Genomic DNA, 16,860 nt, shown 5'->3' with positions numbered 1-16,860 from the left:
CCGGCTGGTCTTTGGCCTAGAAGTCAAACAGCTCGGAAAGCATGGATTTCTTCTTGTTGTGGCCGTATCCATGATTGTCCTTGTGGTGGCTATCATGGTGGCTGCCATGTCCCCCGAACTGCGAGTGGACGGCGGACTGTGTATATGCAGGCTGCTGGGGCTGTGACGCATAGCCCTGCTGGGTAACGGGTTGCGGAACAGCTACGGGGGACAATGCGCCCGCCCTCTCGATGATCTTATCCAGTTCCCCACGATCAAGCCACACGCCTCGGCACTGTGGACAGTAGTCTATCTCGACGCCGTTACGCTCGGCCATCATCAAGGTTACATTGCAATGTGGACAATTCATAAGCTATCTCCAAATGTATCAGGTTGTTTACAAAAAGCCTGTTTGGCTGGAATCTGTACGCTGTCACCCTCGAAATCCAGGTTCGCCGCGCCTGGGTGGCAGCCAATGACATTGGCTAACCCGCCCATACTTTTTCTGGTCAATGTCTCCGACGAAAGACTGCGGTATTTCCACTGGATATAAAAAACCTTCAACAACTTGGTGGGTGAGGCCCCATCAAGTTTGTGCATTATTTTTTGACGCATTTCACTGGCGGAAACATCCGCCGCGTTACTTTATAGAGGTTTCCCACGGTCGCCTTCTCCTGCACGGAGAGTGCAACCTCGCTTCCATGGAAGTTGCCAAGTCTGGCGACCACGAATATGGGCGTCACCATAAGAAGCCGGACAAGAAGTCGATGTTTCTGTTTCATGAATCCTCCAACAGCCCCCTCGCGGGGGCACGGCGTGATTCTCCAGTCATCATCGACACATGTGTGTGGGCGAGCTAGGGAGGGGCAAGCTAGCAGATCTTTCCCTCTAACCGCCCAAATGCACCATAGAGTCCACTGCAAAGGCGTCTGGATAGTGCTAGAAGGCAGAACATCAGCAGTGCCGAAACACCAGATGCGTGCCAGCCAACACCCCTGATCCTACTGGAGGCAAAGGGGAGGAAGACGAACGTAACGTTTTGCGCTAAGCGCGTGGTGAAGAGAGTTCTGGTGGGCGTTCAAGGGGTAGCCCGTGGCGGGAGCGGACGCAGGATATGTACCCATCCACAAGGGCTTGGAAACCGCTATTCCCGATGCCAACAACGGTTTGAGGAAACTCGATGACACCGTCTGGATGTTCCGAGTGGCTATGTACCACGTCAGCCGAGTGGCTATATCCTGCGCCAAGTTGGACGGCGTTATCATCAGGGTGAGGGAACACCCAAAAGACGGATGAAAAAAAGAGCACAGCAACAAGAATTATACACGGGAAGTTGGGTGGTTTGCTGGTTTGCTGCTCCATGTCCCAAATCTACGTTGCATCAATGCTCTCGTCAATGAGGCTGCCCCCCCCGCCTTAAGGCGACAAGATGGTTGTCTATGCCAAACAGCCACAGGGGCTCCGTGGTTGTTACATCCCGGTGCCCATAGGTACATATTCCTTGGACTAGGCAATTTCATTTAAGGTGATAGCGGATGAACAAAGTTTCGATTCAACTTTTTGGCATTCGTGAAATCGCACCGTTAGGGCTGAGGAAGACTTCAAAGCGTCATGGAGCCAGCAGTTGATTAATATATTTGACCTTATTTAAAGCCATCAATCATCCAATTTTAAAAATATATTATGGTGTTAAGAACAGAGAAACTATGTTTCAAATCTTCCCCAAAAGCCGTGTCCAGCACTAAGCTGGGCAGGGCTTTGCCGTTCTGTTATCTCAGGAGAATTTTCAGATGAACCGTTACCAGTCAGAAAACATTACCGATTTAGCTAAGGCCCTGCTCAACGTGCAGCGAACCGTGCAACCGGTTACAAAAGACGCTGAAAATCCATTCACCAAAAGTTGGTACGCCAGTCTCAACAGCGTCATGGACGCCTGCCGCGATGCGCTCATCGAAAACGGTATCTGGCTGTGCCAGTACCCTGTGCCTGTGGAGCAACCTAACTCCTTAGGGCTGGTTACCAAGCTGACACATGTAGAGTCGGGGCAATGGCAAAGTTCCCTTGCTGTTGTTCCTTTACCAAAGGCCGACCCTCAGGGCATCGGATCGGCAATGACCTATGCCCGCCGCTACGCTCTAACCGCCATGTTGGGCATGGTCACTGAAGATGACGATGGCGAAGGGGCTAAAAGTGGCAAAAAATCGCCTACACGGCCTAAATTGCCAGTAATTGCCCCTGAATCGCAAAAAGGGCAACAACGCAACCCATCAACCACAAACAATATTTCAGCCCCCTCAAATCCCCCGCCAGCAAGCCTTGAAAATCTCCCACCACTAGAAGGCGTCACCTACCAGCAAGTTACAGCTCAAGACGGACGTCCTTGCATCATTGCCACTGGCAACACGCAAGCAAAAAAAGAATTACTGACAGGCTCGGGATTCCGCTGGAACCCACAGAGAAAATTGTGGTGGAAGTATGTCGATGCCGCATAGCAAAAATCAAAATACCGAGTGAAAGGGCTGCCTGATGGCGGCCCTTTCGCTTTTATGGAGATAACTCATGGAACAGAAAGACCGCACAGAAGGATTACGGGCGTTGATCAGACAGGGTCTGCAAGCCGTTGCCCACAAAGACACACTTGCCCATCTGGGCGACCGCTCCGGCTACATTGGTATGAGCGACATCGGCCAGCACTGGGAATGTCCACGGGCTGCACTGGCCAAAAAGGTGCTGTCCACCACAAACAGCTTGGAGCGTCTGCTTACGCTGCAGCGCGGGCACTGGTTCGAATCTGGGGTTGGGCAAGCTCTGGTATCACTTGGCCTCCATGTACTGCCCCAGCTTGAGATCAACTGGCAGCATCAGGGCGTACCAATCAAAGCCCATCTTGATTTTGTGCTGGTCTGGGGTGCGCCCGTTAATGCCATACGGATTCTGGAAGTTAAAAGCACCGACAAGCTGCCCGACATACCGCACGATTCCCATCTGCTGCAACTGCACGGGCAAATCGGCCTTTTGGTAAAAGCATGGAACAAGCCCGTCTTCAGCCTCCGTGCTGAGGACGGTACGCTTCTGCATGAGAAGATGACTTTCCCTCAACTTTGCCGTGCCCAGCTTGGTCTTGAGATGCCTTCAACTGCTGCCAAGACAAGCATAGAAGCATGGTTGCTGTGCCTTTCCATGAAAGAGGTTAAAGCGTTCGGCCCCTATGGCTTCAATCAGGCCATGCTCGATACGGCCCTTGACCATGCGGCACAACTTTGGGGAGAACTTGCAGATTTCCGCGCCGGACACATAACCCTGGCACAGGTGGATTGTGCTCAGGGCTTTTACCCGTTGTGCTCGTACTGCGAACACAACGGTGACTGCCCCAAATTCCCGCAAGGCGTGGATATGCCGCAATGGGAACCAGCTCTGGAAAAGCTGGCTGCCCTCAAGGAGCAGCGCACTACCTTAGAAAAGGAAATCAAAGAAATGGAGACGGTGCTCAAGCTGGTTCACCGCCAGGCTGGCACACGGGATTGGGTAGACACAGGGAACTATCGCTTCCGCATGTCAGTGGCAGCTGGCCGCACCACATTGGACAAGGATGCTCTGCGGGAGGAGTTGACCGAGATTTTTCATGCGGAGCACCTGGGCGACATTGACGTGGATACATTGCTAACCCGTTGCGAGCGCACAGGCTCACCTTTCGAAAAATTGAGTATCTCGCCCATAAACTAAAAAAATGGGGAACTCATGACCATCCCCTCACTTTTATGACGTTCGCCAAAACCGCCCCACCCTGGGGCAGTTTTCGTTTTAAGGAGCCAGGCATGAATAATATCAACGACCTTTGTAAGCTGCAGCCCACGGATCTTGATGCCGGTCAGGTATTCAGCGGCAAACCATCCGGCACCACTGTCAGAGGCTACGCCGTCCCTTCGGCCTACACCCCGGCCATTGACCACGAATATATCTTCCATGAGTCCAGTCGCGATGTTGTGGTCTGGTTTCTCAACCCCCAGGAACCACTGTACGTCTTCGGCCCCACAGGCTGTGGTAAAACGACTTGCATCAAGCAGCTGGCAGCCAGGCTTAACTACCCGGTATTTGAGGTCACCGGACATGGGCGGCTGGAGTTTGCCGACCTGGTTGGTCATCTGACAGTAAAAAATGGCAGCATGACCTTTGAATACGGCCCACTTGCGCTTGCCATACGCTACGGGGCGATAATTTTGTTGAACGAAATCGACCTGACCTCGCCAGAAATTGCAGCAGGCCTGAACAGCGTGCTGGACGGGGCACCCCTGTGCATTGCAGAAAACGGCGGCGAACTGATTGTGCCGCATCCCATGTTCCGTCTGGTTGCCACGGCCAATACCAATGGAGGTGGCGATGACACCGGCCTCTACCAGGGCACCCAGCGGCAGAACCTTGCATGGCTGGACCGCTTCACAATTTGTGAAGTTGGCTACCCACCTGCCGAGGTGGAAAAGCGCCTGCTCGCACGGCGCTTCCCTTCGCTACCCGAATCGTTGTGCGCAACCATGGTGGACTACGCCAATGAGGTTCGCAAACTGTTCATGGGCGAGGCTTCCACCAGTAATCTGACCAACGCCATTGAAGTTACATTCTCCACTCGCAGTTTGCTGCGATGGGGTGATCTGACCGTTCGCTTTCAGCCGCTGGCTCATCAGGGCGTACAGCCTGTCACCTACGCCCTCGACCGGGCGCTGGCCTACCGTGCAAGCCGTGAAACCCGCGCAATGTTGCACGAGCTGGCCCAGCGCATGTTCCCTCAGCAGGTGGAAGTTGAGTCCCCCCAAACCGTAACGGCAAAAATTGAAATCCTGCAAGGCGAGCAAGCCCTACGCTTCATGCGCGGCCATCTGCACCACACACCCACGGTAGCCAAGCCCCTCGTTCATCTTCAGGTAATTCACAACCTTTCCGGCAAAAAACAGGACGGCAAGTTCTGGATCGGCGAGGCTAGCCCTGTGGGCCTCACGCTAAAGTGGGGCAAGCCGGACACCGTTGGCCAGCAGCATTTTATTCCCGCCGAAAACTGTGAGGGCAACAATTCTGTGATGGAGCTTGAAGCACGCGCAGAAAAGAAAATCAAAGAAGGCTACTCCCTAAATACAACAAAAAGCTCGTTCTAGGAGGCTACTATGACTCAACTTATTTCTGACATCCGCATTTTGGACAATTTGTTAGCCCTCAACCTCAACGTCAGCTTGTGGTCTGCCCGTCGCAAAATGAGCCAAGAGGACTTGGGCGGCGCAGAGCTACCGCCTGAGGATCTGGCCTCGCTGGGCTCAAAGCGCATTGCCGACCCGGAAAACCTCAAGGTGTTTGGCACGCTCAAGGCCCGCGCCTTCAACTACCTTGACCGGCACGGTGTACGGTTTATGTCCGGCTGGGCCATCCCCGAAGAAAAGGCAGGCGAGATCGTGCAAGAGCTTCTCAACATCCGCACCGAGTTCCAGAAAGAAAAGGATGCGTTTCTGGCTTGTTACGACAAAAATGTGCAGGCATGGCTTGAGAAGCACCATCAGTGGGGCGAAATTATTCGCAACTCCCTTGTGGGGCCTGACTATGTACGCGCCCGCATGGATTTTCGCTGGCAGTTGTATAAGGTGGCCCCGCTTGAACAGCACACAGACAACACCGCTGTGCTGGAAGCCGGTCTGGCGGAAGAGGTGCAGGGGCTCGGCGGCACCCTGTTTGATGAGGTGGCCAAGTCAGCTGACGATATATGGCGCAGGGTTTATCATGGCAAGACGGAGGTAACTCACAAGGCACTTTCGCCGCTGCGTACCCTGCATGCCAAGCTCACTGGCTTGTCTTTCGTAGAGCCGCATGTGGCCCCGGTGGCAGACATCGTGCAGGCGGCACTGCTGCGCATGCCCAAGAAGGGCAACATCACCGGCACAGACCTGCTGCTGTTGCAGGGGCTGGTCTGCCTGCTCAAGGACAGCGTGGCTCTTGTGGGGCACGCTCAGAAAGTTATTGAGGGGTACGGCCCGGCCTTTGTGCTGGATGCCCTTTTGGCTGGTCCGGGCGTTACCCACGAGTCGGATCACCCCGATGGGCAGATGGATGGCACCGTGGATGGGGGTATGGATGATGAGCCTATTCTGCCTGATATCTCCGTGGTTGACAGCGCGCTGCCGCATCCTGCCATACCCAGTCTGGGCCTGTGGTAATATCAAAAATTCATTGAATAAGGCTAACGCTATGGCTAGCCCCAAGGAAAGGGATCCCCATGCCACAAGTATCAACCAGACGGACAAGGTTTGCCAGCCAAATGAATACGGACCTCTATGAATGCCTCAAAACAATTGCTCGACAGGAAGGCCGTCCAATTGGGGCAGTCCTAGAAGATGCTGCACGTGCATTCATTGAAAATCGCAAGGAAATAGTTGCACAGAGGAATGTACTTGAAGCCCTTGATAACAGCATGCTTGAACACGATACGCTATATAAAAAGTTGGCAAAATGAAGCCAGCTAACCTCGATCACGCAGAGCGGTTTACAATGATGGCAAACGATTTGCGAAATCTTGTAGAAATACAAAACAAACCCAAACAGTAGCCCGGCAAAAATGTCGGGCTTTCTTATTGTGGGGTACCATGATTAGAACAAAAGATGTTCTCAACTGCCTGCCCCTTTTGGCATCCATTCTGGGTGACCGCTATGACGTGCAGGTGCGTATTGGCGGCAAGGAAGCCTGTACCAACGGTAAGGTTATCCACTTGCCATCATTGCCCATTGATTGTGAGCCGGAATTATTGGCGCTGGCCAAAGGGTTCACAGACCATGAGGCTGCCCATATACGACACACTGATTTTAGCGTGCTGAAAGCTGCAAACCTTAATCCTGTGACCTTCAATCTGTTCAACTGCCTTGAGGACTGGCGTGTTGAAAAGAAGCTGTCGGGCATTTTCCCCGGCTGCCGGAGGAACCTGAACTGGCTGATACTACGATTCTTTGTAGAACAAGCACAGCCAAGGGCCGGGGACGATTCCCCGGCCCTTGCTGTTTTGGACTATGTGCTGTTGACGGTGCGAGCCTGGGATGTGGATGAGGTGACCCCGGCACGCCAATACGCGGCAAGCATCATGGAGCATCACTTCCCCGGATTGAAAGAGGCCCTGGATGCCATCATGGTCAAGGCCTACATCCATTGCCCTGATACAAAGGCAGCGATTGAATACGCGAAACAGATCGCCCTGTGCATCCGGCAGTGGGAACCGCCTCAACCAATTGAAACCAACAAATGCACGAGCGCAAACAATAAAAAAGCCGTGCGTCAAACTACAAGGGAGACCAACGATTCTACCTCACAAATCGACCAACAACCTGAATCGGCTTGCACCTCTGCGCCGGTTCAACAGTCGAGGGCTTTAAACGCGTTACCGCTCAAAGCTCTTTTTCATGCGGAGGCACAAGACTTACCCCAGAACATCGGCGAAATCATGTCGATTGAGCTTGCCAATAGCAGCGCAGAATCCTCTGGTGACGCGCTGACCGTGGCGGTAGAAGGCACCCGGCATGCAGCCGCCTTGCCAGCAGAGCAGAAGCTGCAAGCCCTTCAGGCCAGCATTGCCCTGCGTACTCGCCTTCAGGGCTTTCTGCAGGCGCAAACGCAAAGACGTTGCAGCATCGGGCGCAGAGGGACTCTGCACGCCAATTCGCTTTATCGTCTGCAGGTTGGCAATGCTCGTGTTTTCCAAAAAGAGTCCGTGCAACTGGGTCTCAATACGGCTGTCCATATTCTACTGGACGTAAGCGGCAGCATGGCTGGCGCACCAATTAACCTTGCCAAACGAGCCTGCTTTGCCGTGACAACGGCACTGAGCCGTATCCGTGGCGTGAACCCGGCGGTTACGGCCTTCCCTGCTGCCACGGCGACCAATTCCGTATTCCCCATCATGCGACATGGGCAGGCGGTGCCAGACCAGTTTGATATTCTAGCTTCTGGCGGGACACCCTTGCCTGGGGCTTTGTGGTGGGTGCTGCAAACCATGCTGCCTCTCAAAGAACAACGCAAGATGATCTTGGTTATCACTGACGGCATGCCGGACAACCCGCTGGCCGCAAACAATGCCATAGGGGTGGCCCAAAAGCTCGGCTTTGAAGTTTATGGCCTTGGCATTCGGGATGAACACATCACGCATCTGCTGCCACACACAAGCCGGGTGGCCAACGACTTGCCGGATCTGGTGCCTGCCATGTTTGCCCTGCTGCAGGTTGCCTTGCTCAAAGGTGGTGCAGCATGATGGTGCCCCTAGATTTTAGACCTTGGTACCGAACGGGGTTATTCCGTTTCTTTACGCCTAACAAAAAGCGGCGCATCCCGCGCTGCTAAAAACAATGGAGGTCATATGAATCCACTGGCTTGGATACCAGTAGCCATCGCCGTATTGCAGGTTATCAAGGACAACTGGGACGACTAGCCCTATAAGGCTGGCATGCAGAAGGCGGGTAATTCCCGCCTTCCGCAATTTTATAAGAATAGAAGGAGCAAGAACATGAGCAAAACGTGGATATTTATCGGCGGTATGGTGGCGGGAATTGCAGGGGTATTTGCTGCGGTTTTTGCGGCCACAGAGCTAGAGGCCAAAGGCAAAACTACATTTGTGAGCAACGACAAGTTGGCTTTGCCGGAAGGGAACAAAACTTAATTCACCTACCATATTGATGGGGCAGGCAGGTATTCCAAAATCGCCTGCTCCATCTAGGTGTAAATCAAGACCATGGCTTTGCCCACCCAGCGCAACGGAGAAAGAGTACTACCAATCACCTTGATTCCTCCCTGGTTGATCATGGGTGCACCATAGATTAACTTTATTGCATAATTTGCAATAAATCGGCTGCAAAGTTTATTCTGAACACCGTAAGCAGCAAGGGAAAGCCATGCCCTCTAAGACAAATGACCGAACATCTGCGGAAAAAATGCTTGATTTGTATTCATTGCTTGCACTTTCTTCGCGAGAATGGTCATTGACGGAACTTGCTAATCACTTGCGGTGCTCCAAGTCGACCACCCTTCGACTTCTGACTAAGATTGAGCGTTTTGAAGGGATCCGTCTTATAAGCCGCTCCCGCAGCACTGCTGGCAGGCCAGAAAGATGCTACATATTTGAAAGAATACTGCGCGATGGAGAAAAATCCCAGTACAATGTAAGTGCAGAAGAAATGCGACTCCTACACCTGTGCCGCGATATTGCACTGCCCTTGCTACCTGAGAATGTACAGAAAACGATGGATGCGACCCTACGACGCACTTCTGTGCTCGTGCCATCTGAGGATACCTGGCAGGAGCCGCAATATCCGCAACTGCGTATGGCCATGCTGGGTACTATTGATTACGACCCATTCCAGATTATTTTGCAAACACTGCTAAAGGCAATAAGCAAAAAACAAATTTGCCAAATAGCCTATAAGGCACAAGACAAGCCTTCACGTATTCATGAAATGGCAATTGTGGGTCTTTATGGCAGTCGACAGGCTTTGTATGCAAAAGGATGGAGCGTACAGGACAAAGGCAAGGCAGAGCCATTGCATCCACTTTTTTTGGCTGTGCATCGGATGGAAGAAATCCTCCTAACACGTCGGACGCACCAAATACCGTTAACCCACGATGATACGCAGCACTTTGGGCTTATCGAAGACACCCCTTTTACTGTAAAGGTATTCTTTGCCCGTGAACTGGAAACATATATTCGTGAGCGCCGCTTCAGCACAGAGCAGCTGATTGAGAAGGTAGAAGACGGCATCGAGCTTACCTTCACGGCGCGCAGCGACATGGAGGTGATGGCCTGGATATTGGGCTTCGGGAGCAAGGCCAGAACAATAGAGCCCGCATGGCTGGTGCAGCGCATGCGGGCGGAACTGGCTATGATGGCTGGTCATTATAACGATTAAGATTTGTCTCTATGGCTTTCAAGATACTCTCTGATAGCCTGCACAGCCTGACCAGCCTTTTCTACAAGCACGGAAATATCTAGGGGGTCTTTCCCTCCCAAGGAGGGGCATAATGTTTTGTCCAGAGAATACTCAGTCTTGTCTGCGTCGTTTTGAACCCAGAATTCATCCAATTTTAAATCCTCGACCCCTTCTAGCCCACCCCCTTCGACAACGTTGTATAAGTAAACACAAATGCAAATTTTGAAAACACCATCAATATTAGCAAGATAGCAGCCTACACATAATTGCACATTTCCAAAGGTAGTTGAAGTAAAGTACCAATACAAAGCGTGATATTTGCTACCCCAAACGGAATCAGGATTGAAGAGTTCTCCCACTCCTTCAAGGCCTAAATCTTTAACTTTTTGTGGGGAAAAGGCCCCTTCCAATGCTGGCAACCATACCTTCTGAAAAACATCGCCCATGAATTGGAACAAATCCATTTTACAAAATGTAACATTCCGTTTTGCCTGATAGAATTGTAACACTTCAGCAAATTCAAACGGTGGAGGAGGAACACTGCTTTTGTCAAACTCCAGAAGCCTGGTTCGATTGTTGTCAGAAAAAAAGAATCGCACGCTCCCAGGAATTTCAATTATTTTCTCGACGGCACACATTAGACGCCTCCATACACTTTATTAAATATACTGCACCGTACTGATGCGCCCGCGCTATCAGGAATATTTGTGACATACTCTTTTTGCAAATGCTCTTCCCACCGTCGCAGCAAATCTTGCCAATACACGACACGCCAAGCGTTGCAGTCCCGTGTAAAACAACTTTTTTTTCTGACCTCACGTTCACTAGATGCGTGCTGTATGACAAAAAAGTAGCCAATGGCACTAGAGAAATCGTCACCGTTTCTCTTGTCGGGATGAATTCTTTTTCTTAGGCGAATTTTGGCTTGCTCCTCATACACATCAAATGGGTTCTCGGCGCTAGCTCCAAATTTTACTTCTAACACTACTACTCTTGCAGCGCCGCCCTTTCCCCATTCAAAAAGAATATCAATTCTTTTTTTGCCCTTCGCCAAATCTTCTGCCCTTACTGCAACATCATCATGTTTGGGCAAAAATCTTTCCACGTTCTCTACGTCGTTCAAAGAGCCGCTTGACTCACAGAGTGCACGCAAAAATGCACGAATGCTCAATCTGTCATCTTGCAATGTCGCTACAATCAACTTTGTAATATCAGCTTCTCGCAACGGCCTATGCCAAAAAATTGGTGGATTGCGCAGGGCATGTCCGGGCCAATCTTGTCCCCAGATAAAATTTAGATCACTGCTGTTCAAGCTTGCACCATGGCCATACGAATCAAAACAGCTTTCTTTGCATATAAGGCTCGTAATATTACGAGTTTCTTCTACAAAAGCTGCAGCAAATGGCCCATCAATGAAACTCAGAAGAGATTTATCATAGAAAAAATTCCTGGGTTCTGGCTGCAAACCACCTATAACATGCTGTATTTGATCTTTTAGTGCATTACAATAAGATTGCTCAGTATAATTTCGCATTACATACTCCAGCACAACTCGACCCTATAAAAGTCAGGTATTAACTAGCTGAAACTATCACGCTATTAGCCTCAATAGGCTTTCTTGACTAGACCCTATCTTGCTATTGAAATCAGCTCTGAATTCATCTGGGGATTACATGAACCTGCACCACTGTGCGTGATTTTGTGTCGTAGAGGCAGGAATATTCCATGGGAACCATAACGCCAAAAGCATTTTTGAACAATAAGGCCTTTATATTCGTGCTGCCTTTCAGCAACACGGTGTTTTCATCATTCGCCATGTGTTCGGCGTATGGGAAACGAGGGATAAATTCCAACGCTAGGGTCTCCCATTCAAAGCCATAGATAGCTTGACCTTCAATTGCGCTCGAACATTTTGGCACGGCATCCCGTCGCAAAGAAATTGCCTGATCCTGAGCGGTCGGCTCCTGAAAATAGCTCCAACCCATCCCCAGAATAAATATGGCCAACAGAGCCCAGCGATTTCTCTTTGCTTCATGCCGTGCTTTTTCGGCTTCGACACGCTGGCTTTCCCGAACCTGTGTGCGGAGTGCATCATCAATGGGCAGCCCGCAATGTGGGCAATTATAAGCTTCAATTGCTATTTTTTTATGGCACGCCGGACATGCCATGAGATTCTGTTGCATTTTTTGCTTCCAACGTAAAAGTAAAGTTTTCTCCTGTCGTTGGGATTAATGTAGCGGTAGTTTGTTGCAAAAGATGAAATTAATAATCAACTTTTGATCTCGCCGTGCCACACGGCTTGCCTACGCGAATCTCACCTAAGTGGGGTCAAACCATGGGGTCAAAGTGCGGGGGCATAGACAAAATATCTGAAAAATTTTATCAACTATATCAGGTTGTTTTGGACTCGATGGTGTCGTGGTGCCTATTCTCCCCTTCGGCACCATCTTGAACTCCAAGAGAGTTCAAAGAAGCCCGCTAAGCTAACAGCTTGGCGGGTTTTCTGCTTAGGGGCAAGCCCTCTCGACGGGCAGTTTTTCCGACAGGTTTCAGATCAATTCCCCAGCCATTTCAGCAGCACAAAACGCGCGCACGCAAGCGGAACTTTTCAAAGTTACGGAAGCTAATCATTGCCACTGGGGCATTATTAAATGTCTACTTGACGGGGTGCAGACCATAGCGGGGGGACTCCATACAAAAAGAGGCGGAATATTTCCCGCCCCTTAATGCACAATAAAAATGTCTACGGTGTACCAGCAGTTCGGCCAGCCATTCCGCTGCATCCCGAAGGGAAACTCACACGAGTCTTATCTTTTTTTTAACGACAAAATCTGTCTCTGAGGGCTTTCACCATTTTCGGGCTTAGCTGCTTGAGCAATTCAGCATTGTACGATGGATATGCGTTCGAGAGATATGCAGGCGAACCGTACTGCCCATCTTGCAACGAAGGAAAAGGCCCGTAACCGGCCACATCCTGCCACTGGATGGTGGGATCAGCCTCGCTATTCTGGGCGCGGCTGGGATCCATGGAACTGATCTCCCTGCGGGCGTAGTTTGCGGCATTGGGAGCGTTAACCGTGAGGTTTGTTTGCAGAACCTGCTGTGCAGCTATGGAATAATAGCGAGACTTCGCCGCCGGGGTTCCTTCCGCGACCGCCGGGTCTACGTTGGTTGTGACAATGGATACGGTGTAGTCGCTGTTAAGGTGTATCTGAAACGTTCTGAACTGCTGCGGAAAATCCCTGAGTGACGCCGTTTCCACCTGCCAGAAACCCTTTTCCGGGCGGCTTGCATCCGGCGAGGGGAAGGCCTTTACCGTGTTGAAATGGCGATGCCCCGACATCCACATGAGCAGGTTTGGCGTATCCCACAGTATGCTGACCAGATCCTTCAACGATGCGGCGTTCTGCTCAACCGCATTGGGGTCTTTGTCGCTTTCCCACCATTCCATCTCTGTGCCAATGGCAGAAACACCAAGGGGAATGTGGGCAGCGATTATCATCAAAAGATCAGCGGCCTGCCCGGCGGCAAGCTCCTCTTTAAGCCATTTGAGCCGCGCGGCATCCAGAAATCCGTGGCCGTGGATATCGTGGGAACCGTCTGTTTCAGATTGTGTATTGTCCAGCACAATGACTTTGAGCGGGATTTGGGCCTTCGGCTCAAAGCTGTAGCAGGCAAATCCGTTTCCATGCGCAGGATCCACCAAATTGAACCCATGCCCTGCCGGCTCTGTAGTTGTGTCAAAAAACTCCTGTTTCCACTGGGCAATGCTTACAGGGTGGCGACTTTGGTCTGCCACCGTTTTTGGGGGTGTCGCATAGGCATCTCTGGGGCCTGCGCCAATAATCGCGCCGTCAGCGGTAGCGCCATCAAGCAGGCCCATATAAAATGTTTTCGTCCTCAGGCTGCCTGGCACATCGTACAGGCAGGGGAAATGCGCACCGCCGCTATCAAGAGACATGAGGCCAGCCGCCATGACTTCGCCCGAGGTGTAGGCCTCAGCAAGCCCCAAAGATTTGTCGGCATGCACGGGGAAGCTGCCCATCCAGAAATGGTCATGGTTCCCAAGTGCTTGGTACCAGGGTATGGACTTATCCAGCCCAACGGCCTTAAAGGGCCTCTGATAGTCAATGCTGTCCATACCAAGGCGTTCACCAGAGCACGGTGTAATAACCTTGCCGTCAAACACATCAATATACCAGCGCAACTCATTATATTGGGCGGTATTGCACACATCGCCCAGCGATATGCCAAAATCAAAGGGCGTTTTTTTATGCAAGGCGTTTACTGTTTGAATGGCCGCATCCAGCACCTGCGTAGAGTACAGCATAACCGGCGAATATATGGACGAAGAAAAATAGAATAAGGGGTTTAACTGCTGATTGAGAATCAACTGGTTGGGTGATTCCTTGTCTGTGATGTGCACATCCGTAAAGGAAAAAAAGCTTGCCAACTGCACAAGACGTTGCGCCTCGGGGGTGCTACTACCCTGCGCTATCAGATCTGTACGCCGAACAACAGAAAGCCCTGGGCCAAAAGTATGGTTGCCATAGCCATACACGCTGTACTGGGATATCTTTGGCAGATCCGGCTCCTTGAGGCCTGGCTCAATGGCAGCAAAAAGAAGCGTTCGCTCAACTGTTGTCGCCACGGTGGAATCAATAGGATAATCAACAGGGACTGCTGTTTTTTTCATCCCGCTGTCTGCGACACCTTCGCAGGGGGAAAAGGCACCCAAGCAAAGAGTAGCCGCCAGCGCGCCAGAGTACATCAAAAAATTTCGGCGACCGAGCGTCTGGAGCGAAACAAGGTCGATGTCTGATAATACGTGGTCTGCTTTTTTTGAATCATAATCCTGCATGGTATTCCCTGGCCCGGCATCGGACACATCAGTAAACAGACAAAAGAATCTATCTTTCCGGTATAATTTGATAACAGGATAAAATCATACCCGTCAATGCGATCGCCTAGGCGAAGCTCTATTCCTCCCTGAAACTGAATACTAAGATTAATACTTTCCGATCGAACAGTTTAGACACCACTTATGGCATTTTGAGGCGGAGGTGATGCTAAGCCCCTCTAGCCGGGCATTGGCAGCATATATTGCCAGTACGCGGGCAACACAGACTCATTGCCGGATTGCCCAAAAGAGGTTGATAAAGACAAAAAAGCGGCCTGCATGCTCGGGCATAACGCGCCTTTGAATGCAAGCCGCCTCGTGAGGGCAGATCTGTTTAAAAACACAACAGGTTGTTTACGCGGTCCTTGGCATTCCAAAGCCGCACGTTGGACTCCCCGCAGTGTTGTCGGCACTAGTCACAGCGGTATGACGCATCCAGACTACAAATTCTGCCTCAGCAACTTTTCGCCGCTGCCCTGTTACACAGGGTCGGTCTGCTTTTCGGCCTGCGCGTTAATGTAGACAGCCCGGTAGCTCCTGCCAGAGACCACAACCCCCAAGGCCACAATGGCAAGGCTGATGCCCAGGGCGAGGAACAGCGGCTGGCTCACGTTGAAAGCCAGCTTGGCAACAATGGCTGCCGTGGTGCTGCAAATGATGGAGGTCAGAGCCCAGAAAGGCGAGAGCCAGCCGGGCTTGAAAATCGCCAGTGTCAGCGGCACAAAAACACCGCCGCCGCGCAGCAGGAAGGAGAAGAAATTCCAGTACAGCACGGTGGAATGAAGATACGTATAGGCCAGAGTCGAAAAAATCGTGGTCACTATGACAAGGGTAATCCGGTTGGCCTTCAGAATCCCCTCGCTCGATGTAACCTTGAACACGTTGCCCACAAAATCCCGCGAAATCATGGTCCCAATGCCCAAAGCCTGCCCTGCGGTAGAACCGATGATGGCCAGCAGCACCCCCGAGATGGCTATGCCGCCAAACCAGTCGGGCAAATAGGTGAAGAAAAACGTAGGCAATGCCAAAATGGGGGGCAATGCCGGATTTTGCGCATGCATGAACATGCCAATGGCCACAATGGGCAAACCAACGGGTATGACCACCAGGCCAGCCATGATGGCGCCGCGAGAAGCCGTGCGGGCGTCACTGGCCGAGTACAGGGCCTGAATGTAGTTCTGCGAGCAGCAGATGCCCACCACCGTAGAGAATATGTTGCCGAGCACCTGCCCGGTACCGGTGCTGAAAAGATTCAGCCAAGGCTCTTGCGGAAATACCGTGGAAAAATCAGGAAGTTCGTACAGCGATACCACAGCCACCGCGCTGCCTACCAGCAGGCCCACCCACAGTACGCTCATTTTTATAATGCCAGTAACGCTGCTGCCTTTCTGGCCGCTGAAAAACACTGTCATGAGCACAAGCGCCGCAAGTAGAATGGTTGCCGCAAGCGGGCTGATTTTAAGGATTGCAGACAGAATGTTTATACCCGCAATAACGCCGGCCACGCAGCCGCACAGCATGCTCAAGGTGCCGCATATGCTGATAACCGGGCCAGCGTATTTGCCATAATGCAGACCAAAAAATTCGGGAACGGTTTCAAGATTGGTGCGCCGCAGGGCGCGGGCGTAAAAAATGCCCTGCACCAAAAACCCCAAACCCGCACCAAGAGAATACGACCAGGCGCAAAGACCAGCCTGATACGCCAACTGCGCTGTACCCACCGTAGCGCCGCCGCCGATGATAACGCCCACGATACCGCCTGCCACCAGAGGAGAAGAAGCGGCGCGGCCCACAAGGCTGAATCCGTCCGCAGATTTTACGCTGCGCGCGGAATAAATTGAGTATCCAAGGGTAATGCCAACCACCAGAAACATGCCCAGATAATGAACAAAACTGACTTCCATATGACCTCGCCCGATGATTGTAATGCCAGCATAAAGGCCCCAGCAATGACTGCCGCCCGCCTGTTGGTGTTCAGGCGGGCGGCCTGCATTGCGCACCCCGTTGGGCGCACTTTGGGTAACCTGCATACGTGCAGTTGCTTG

The 16,860-nt window shown here is 51.7% G+C and carries 16 protein-coding genes; 8 read left to right on the top strand and 8 right to left on the bottom strand.

Going from position 1 to position 16,860, the window contains the following annotated elements; genetic code table 11:
- Positions 1–16: 16 nt before the first annotated feature.
- Genes JMF94_RS05305 through JMF94_RS05295 form a run of 3 tightly spaced genes read right to left on the bottom strand, consistent with a single transcriptional unit; the run spans position 17 to position 761 of the window.
- Positions 17–349 carry a zf-TFIIB domain-containing protein gene (locus JMF94_RS05305; protein ID WP_240824135.1) on the bottom strand — a complete coding sequence of 111 codons (333 nt, stop codon included), beginning with the start codon at positions 347–349 and terminating at the stop codon, positions 17–19.
- Positions 346–579, bottom strand: coding sequence for a hypothetical protein (locus tag JMF94_RS05300; protein WP_240824134.1), 234 nt, complete (start codon positions 577–579; stop codon positions 346–348). Before JMF94_RS05300 ends, JMF94_RS05305 begins: the two co-directional genes overlap by 4 nt.
- The gene (locus tag JMF94_RS05295; protein ID WP_240824133.1) at positions 579–761 is read right to left on the bottom strand and encodes a hypothetical protein; all 183 of its coding nucleotides are present in this window, start codon (positions 759–761) and stop codon (positions 579–581) included. Before JMF94_RS05295 ends, JMF94_RS05300 begins: the two co-directional genes overlap by 1 nt.
- 1,008 nt (positions 762–1,769) lie before the next feature.
- Here JMF94_RS05295 and JMF94_RS05290 point away from each other — a divergent pair.
- The 8 genes from JMF94_RS05290 to JMF94_RS05255 all read left to right on the top strand — a co-directional run bounded on the left by JMF94_RS05290 (position 1,770) and on the right by JMF94_RS05255 (position 9,894).
- Positions 1,770–2,471, top strand: coding sequence for an ERF family protein (locus JMF94_RS05290; protein ID WP_240824132.1), 702 nt, complete (start codon positions 1,770–1,772; stop codon positions 2,469–2,471).
- Positions 2,472–2,538: 67 nt separating this feature from the next.
- Complete coding sequence (locus JMF94_RS05285) at positions 2,539–3,702, top strand: hypothetical protein (protein ID WP_240824131.1); 1,164 nt, start codon at positions 2,539–2,541, stop codon at positions 3,700–3,702.
- 92 nt (positions 3,703–3,794) lie between these two features.
- Complete coding sequence (locus JMF94_RS05280) at positions 3,795–5,123, top strand: AAA family ATPase (protein WP_240824130.1); 1,329 nt, start codon at positions 3,795–3,797, stop codon at positions 5,121–5,123.
- A 9-nt stretch (positions 5,124–5,132) separates the two neighbouring features.
- Positions 5,133–6,170 carry a DUF3150 domain-containing protein gene (locus JMF94_RS05275; protein WP_240824129.1) on the top strand — a complete coding sequence of 346 codons (1,038 nt, stop codon included), beginning with the start codon at positions 5,133–5,135 and terminating at the stop codon, positions 6,168–6,170.
- A gap of 101 nt (positions 6,171–6,271) precedes the next feature.
- A complete protein-coding gene (locus JMF94_RS05270; protein WP_240824128.1) occupies positions 6,272–6,466 on the top strand; it encodes a hypothetical protein in 195 nt (64 codons plus the stop codon).
- Between the two features lie 130 nt (positions 6,467–6,596).
- Positions 6,597–8,246 carry a VWA domain-containing protein gene (locus tag JMF94_RS05265; protein ID WP_240824126.1) on the top strand — a complete coding sequence of 550 codons (1,650 nt, stop codon included), beginning with the start codon at positions 6,597–6,599 and terminating at the stop codon, positions 8,244–8,246.
- A gap of 252 nt (positions 8,247–8,498) precedes the next feature.
- The gene (locus JMF94_RS05260) at positions 8,499–8,651 is read left to right on the top strand and encodes a hypothetical protein (protein WP_240824125.1); all 153 of its coding nucleotides are present in this window, start codon (positions 8,499–8,501) and stop codon (positions 8,649–8,651) included.
- Between the two features lie 232 nt (positions 8,652–8,883).
- Positions 8,884–9,894, top strand: a complete 1,011-nt coding sequence (locus JMF94_RS05255) for a WYL domain-containing transcriptional regulator (protein WP_240824123.1) — start codon at positions 8,884–8,886, stop codon at positions 9,892–9,894.
- Here the strand turns inward: JMF94_RS05255 and JMF94_RS05250 are convergent.
- The 5 genes from JMF94_RS05250 to JMF94_RS05230 all read right to left on the bottom strand — a co-directional run bounded on the left by JMF94_RS05250 (position 9,891) and on the right by JMF94_RS05230 (position 16,719).
- The gene (locus JMF94_RS05250; protein WP_240824122.1) at positions 9,891–10,553 is read right to left on the bottom strand and encodes a hypothetical protein; all 663 of its coding nucleotides are present in this window, start codon (positions 10,551–10,553) and stop codon (positions 9,891–9,893) included. The two genes, JMF94_RS05255 and JMF94_RS05250, sit on opposite strands and share 4 nt — an antisense overlap.
- Positions 10,553–11,449: a PD-(D/E)XK nuclease family protein gene (locus JMF94_RS05245; RefSeq protein WP_240824121.1), complete on the bottom strand. Its 897-nt coding sequence runs from the start codon at positions 11,447–11,449 to the stop codon at positions 10,553–10,555. The genes JMF94_RS05250 and JMF94_RS05245 overlap by 1 nt, the downstream gene beginning before the upstream one ends.
- A gap of 124 nt (positions 11,450–11,573) precedes the next feature.
- On the bottom strand, positions 11,574–12,098 hold the full coding sequence (locus tag JMF94_RS05240) for a zinc ribbon domain-containing protein (protein WP_227117828.1): 525 nt from the start codon (positions 12,096–12,098) through the stop codon (positions 11,574–11,576).
- A gap of 635 nt (positions 12,099–12,733) precedes the next feature.
- Positions 12,734–14,611, bottom strand: coding sequence for a TIGR03768 family metallophosphoesterase (locus tag JMF94_RS05235; RefSeq protein ID WP_240824119.1), 1,878 nt, complete (start codon positions 14,609–14,611; stop codon positions 12,734–12,736).
- Between the two features lie 683 nt (positions 14,612–15,294).
- Positions 15,295–16,719 carry a sodium:solute symporter family protein gene (locus JMF94_RS05230; RefSeq protein ID WP_240824117.1) on the bottom strand — a complete coding sequence of 475 codons (1,425 nt, stop codon included), beginning with the start codon at positions 16,717–16,719 and terminating at the stop codon, positions 15,295–15,297.
- Between the last annotated feature and the right edge of the window lie 141 nt (positions 16,720–16,860).

Source organism: Desulfovibrio sp. UIB00, from assembly GCF_022508225.1.
GTDB lineage: Bacteria > Desulfobacterota > Desulfovibrionia > Desulfovibrionales > Desulfovibrionaceae > Desulfovibrio.
Note: the sequence above shows the minus strand (reverse complement) of the source record. Positions and strands in the feature narration are given on the sequence as shown.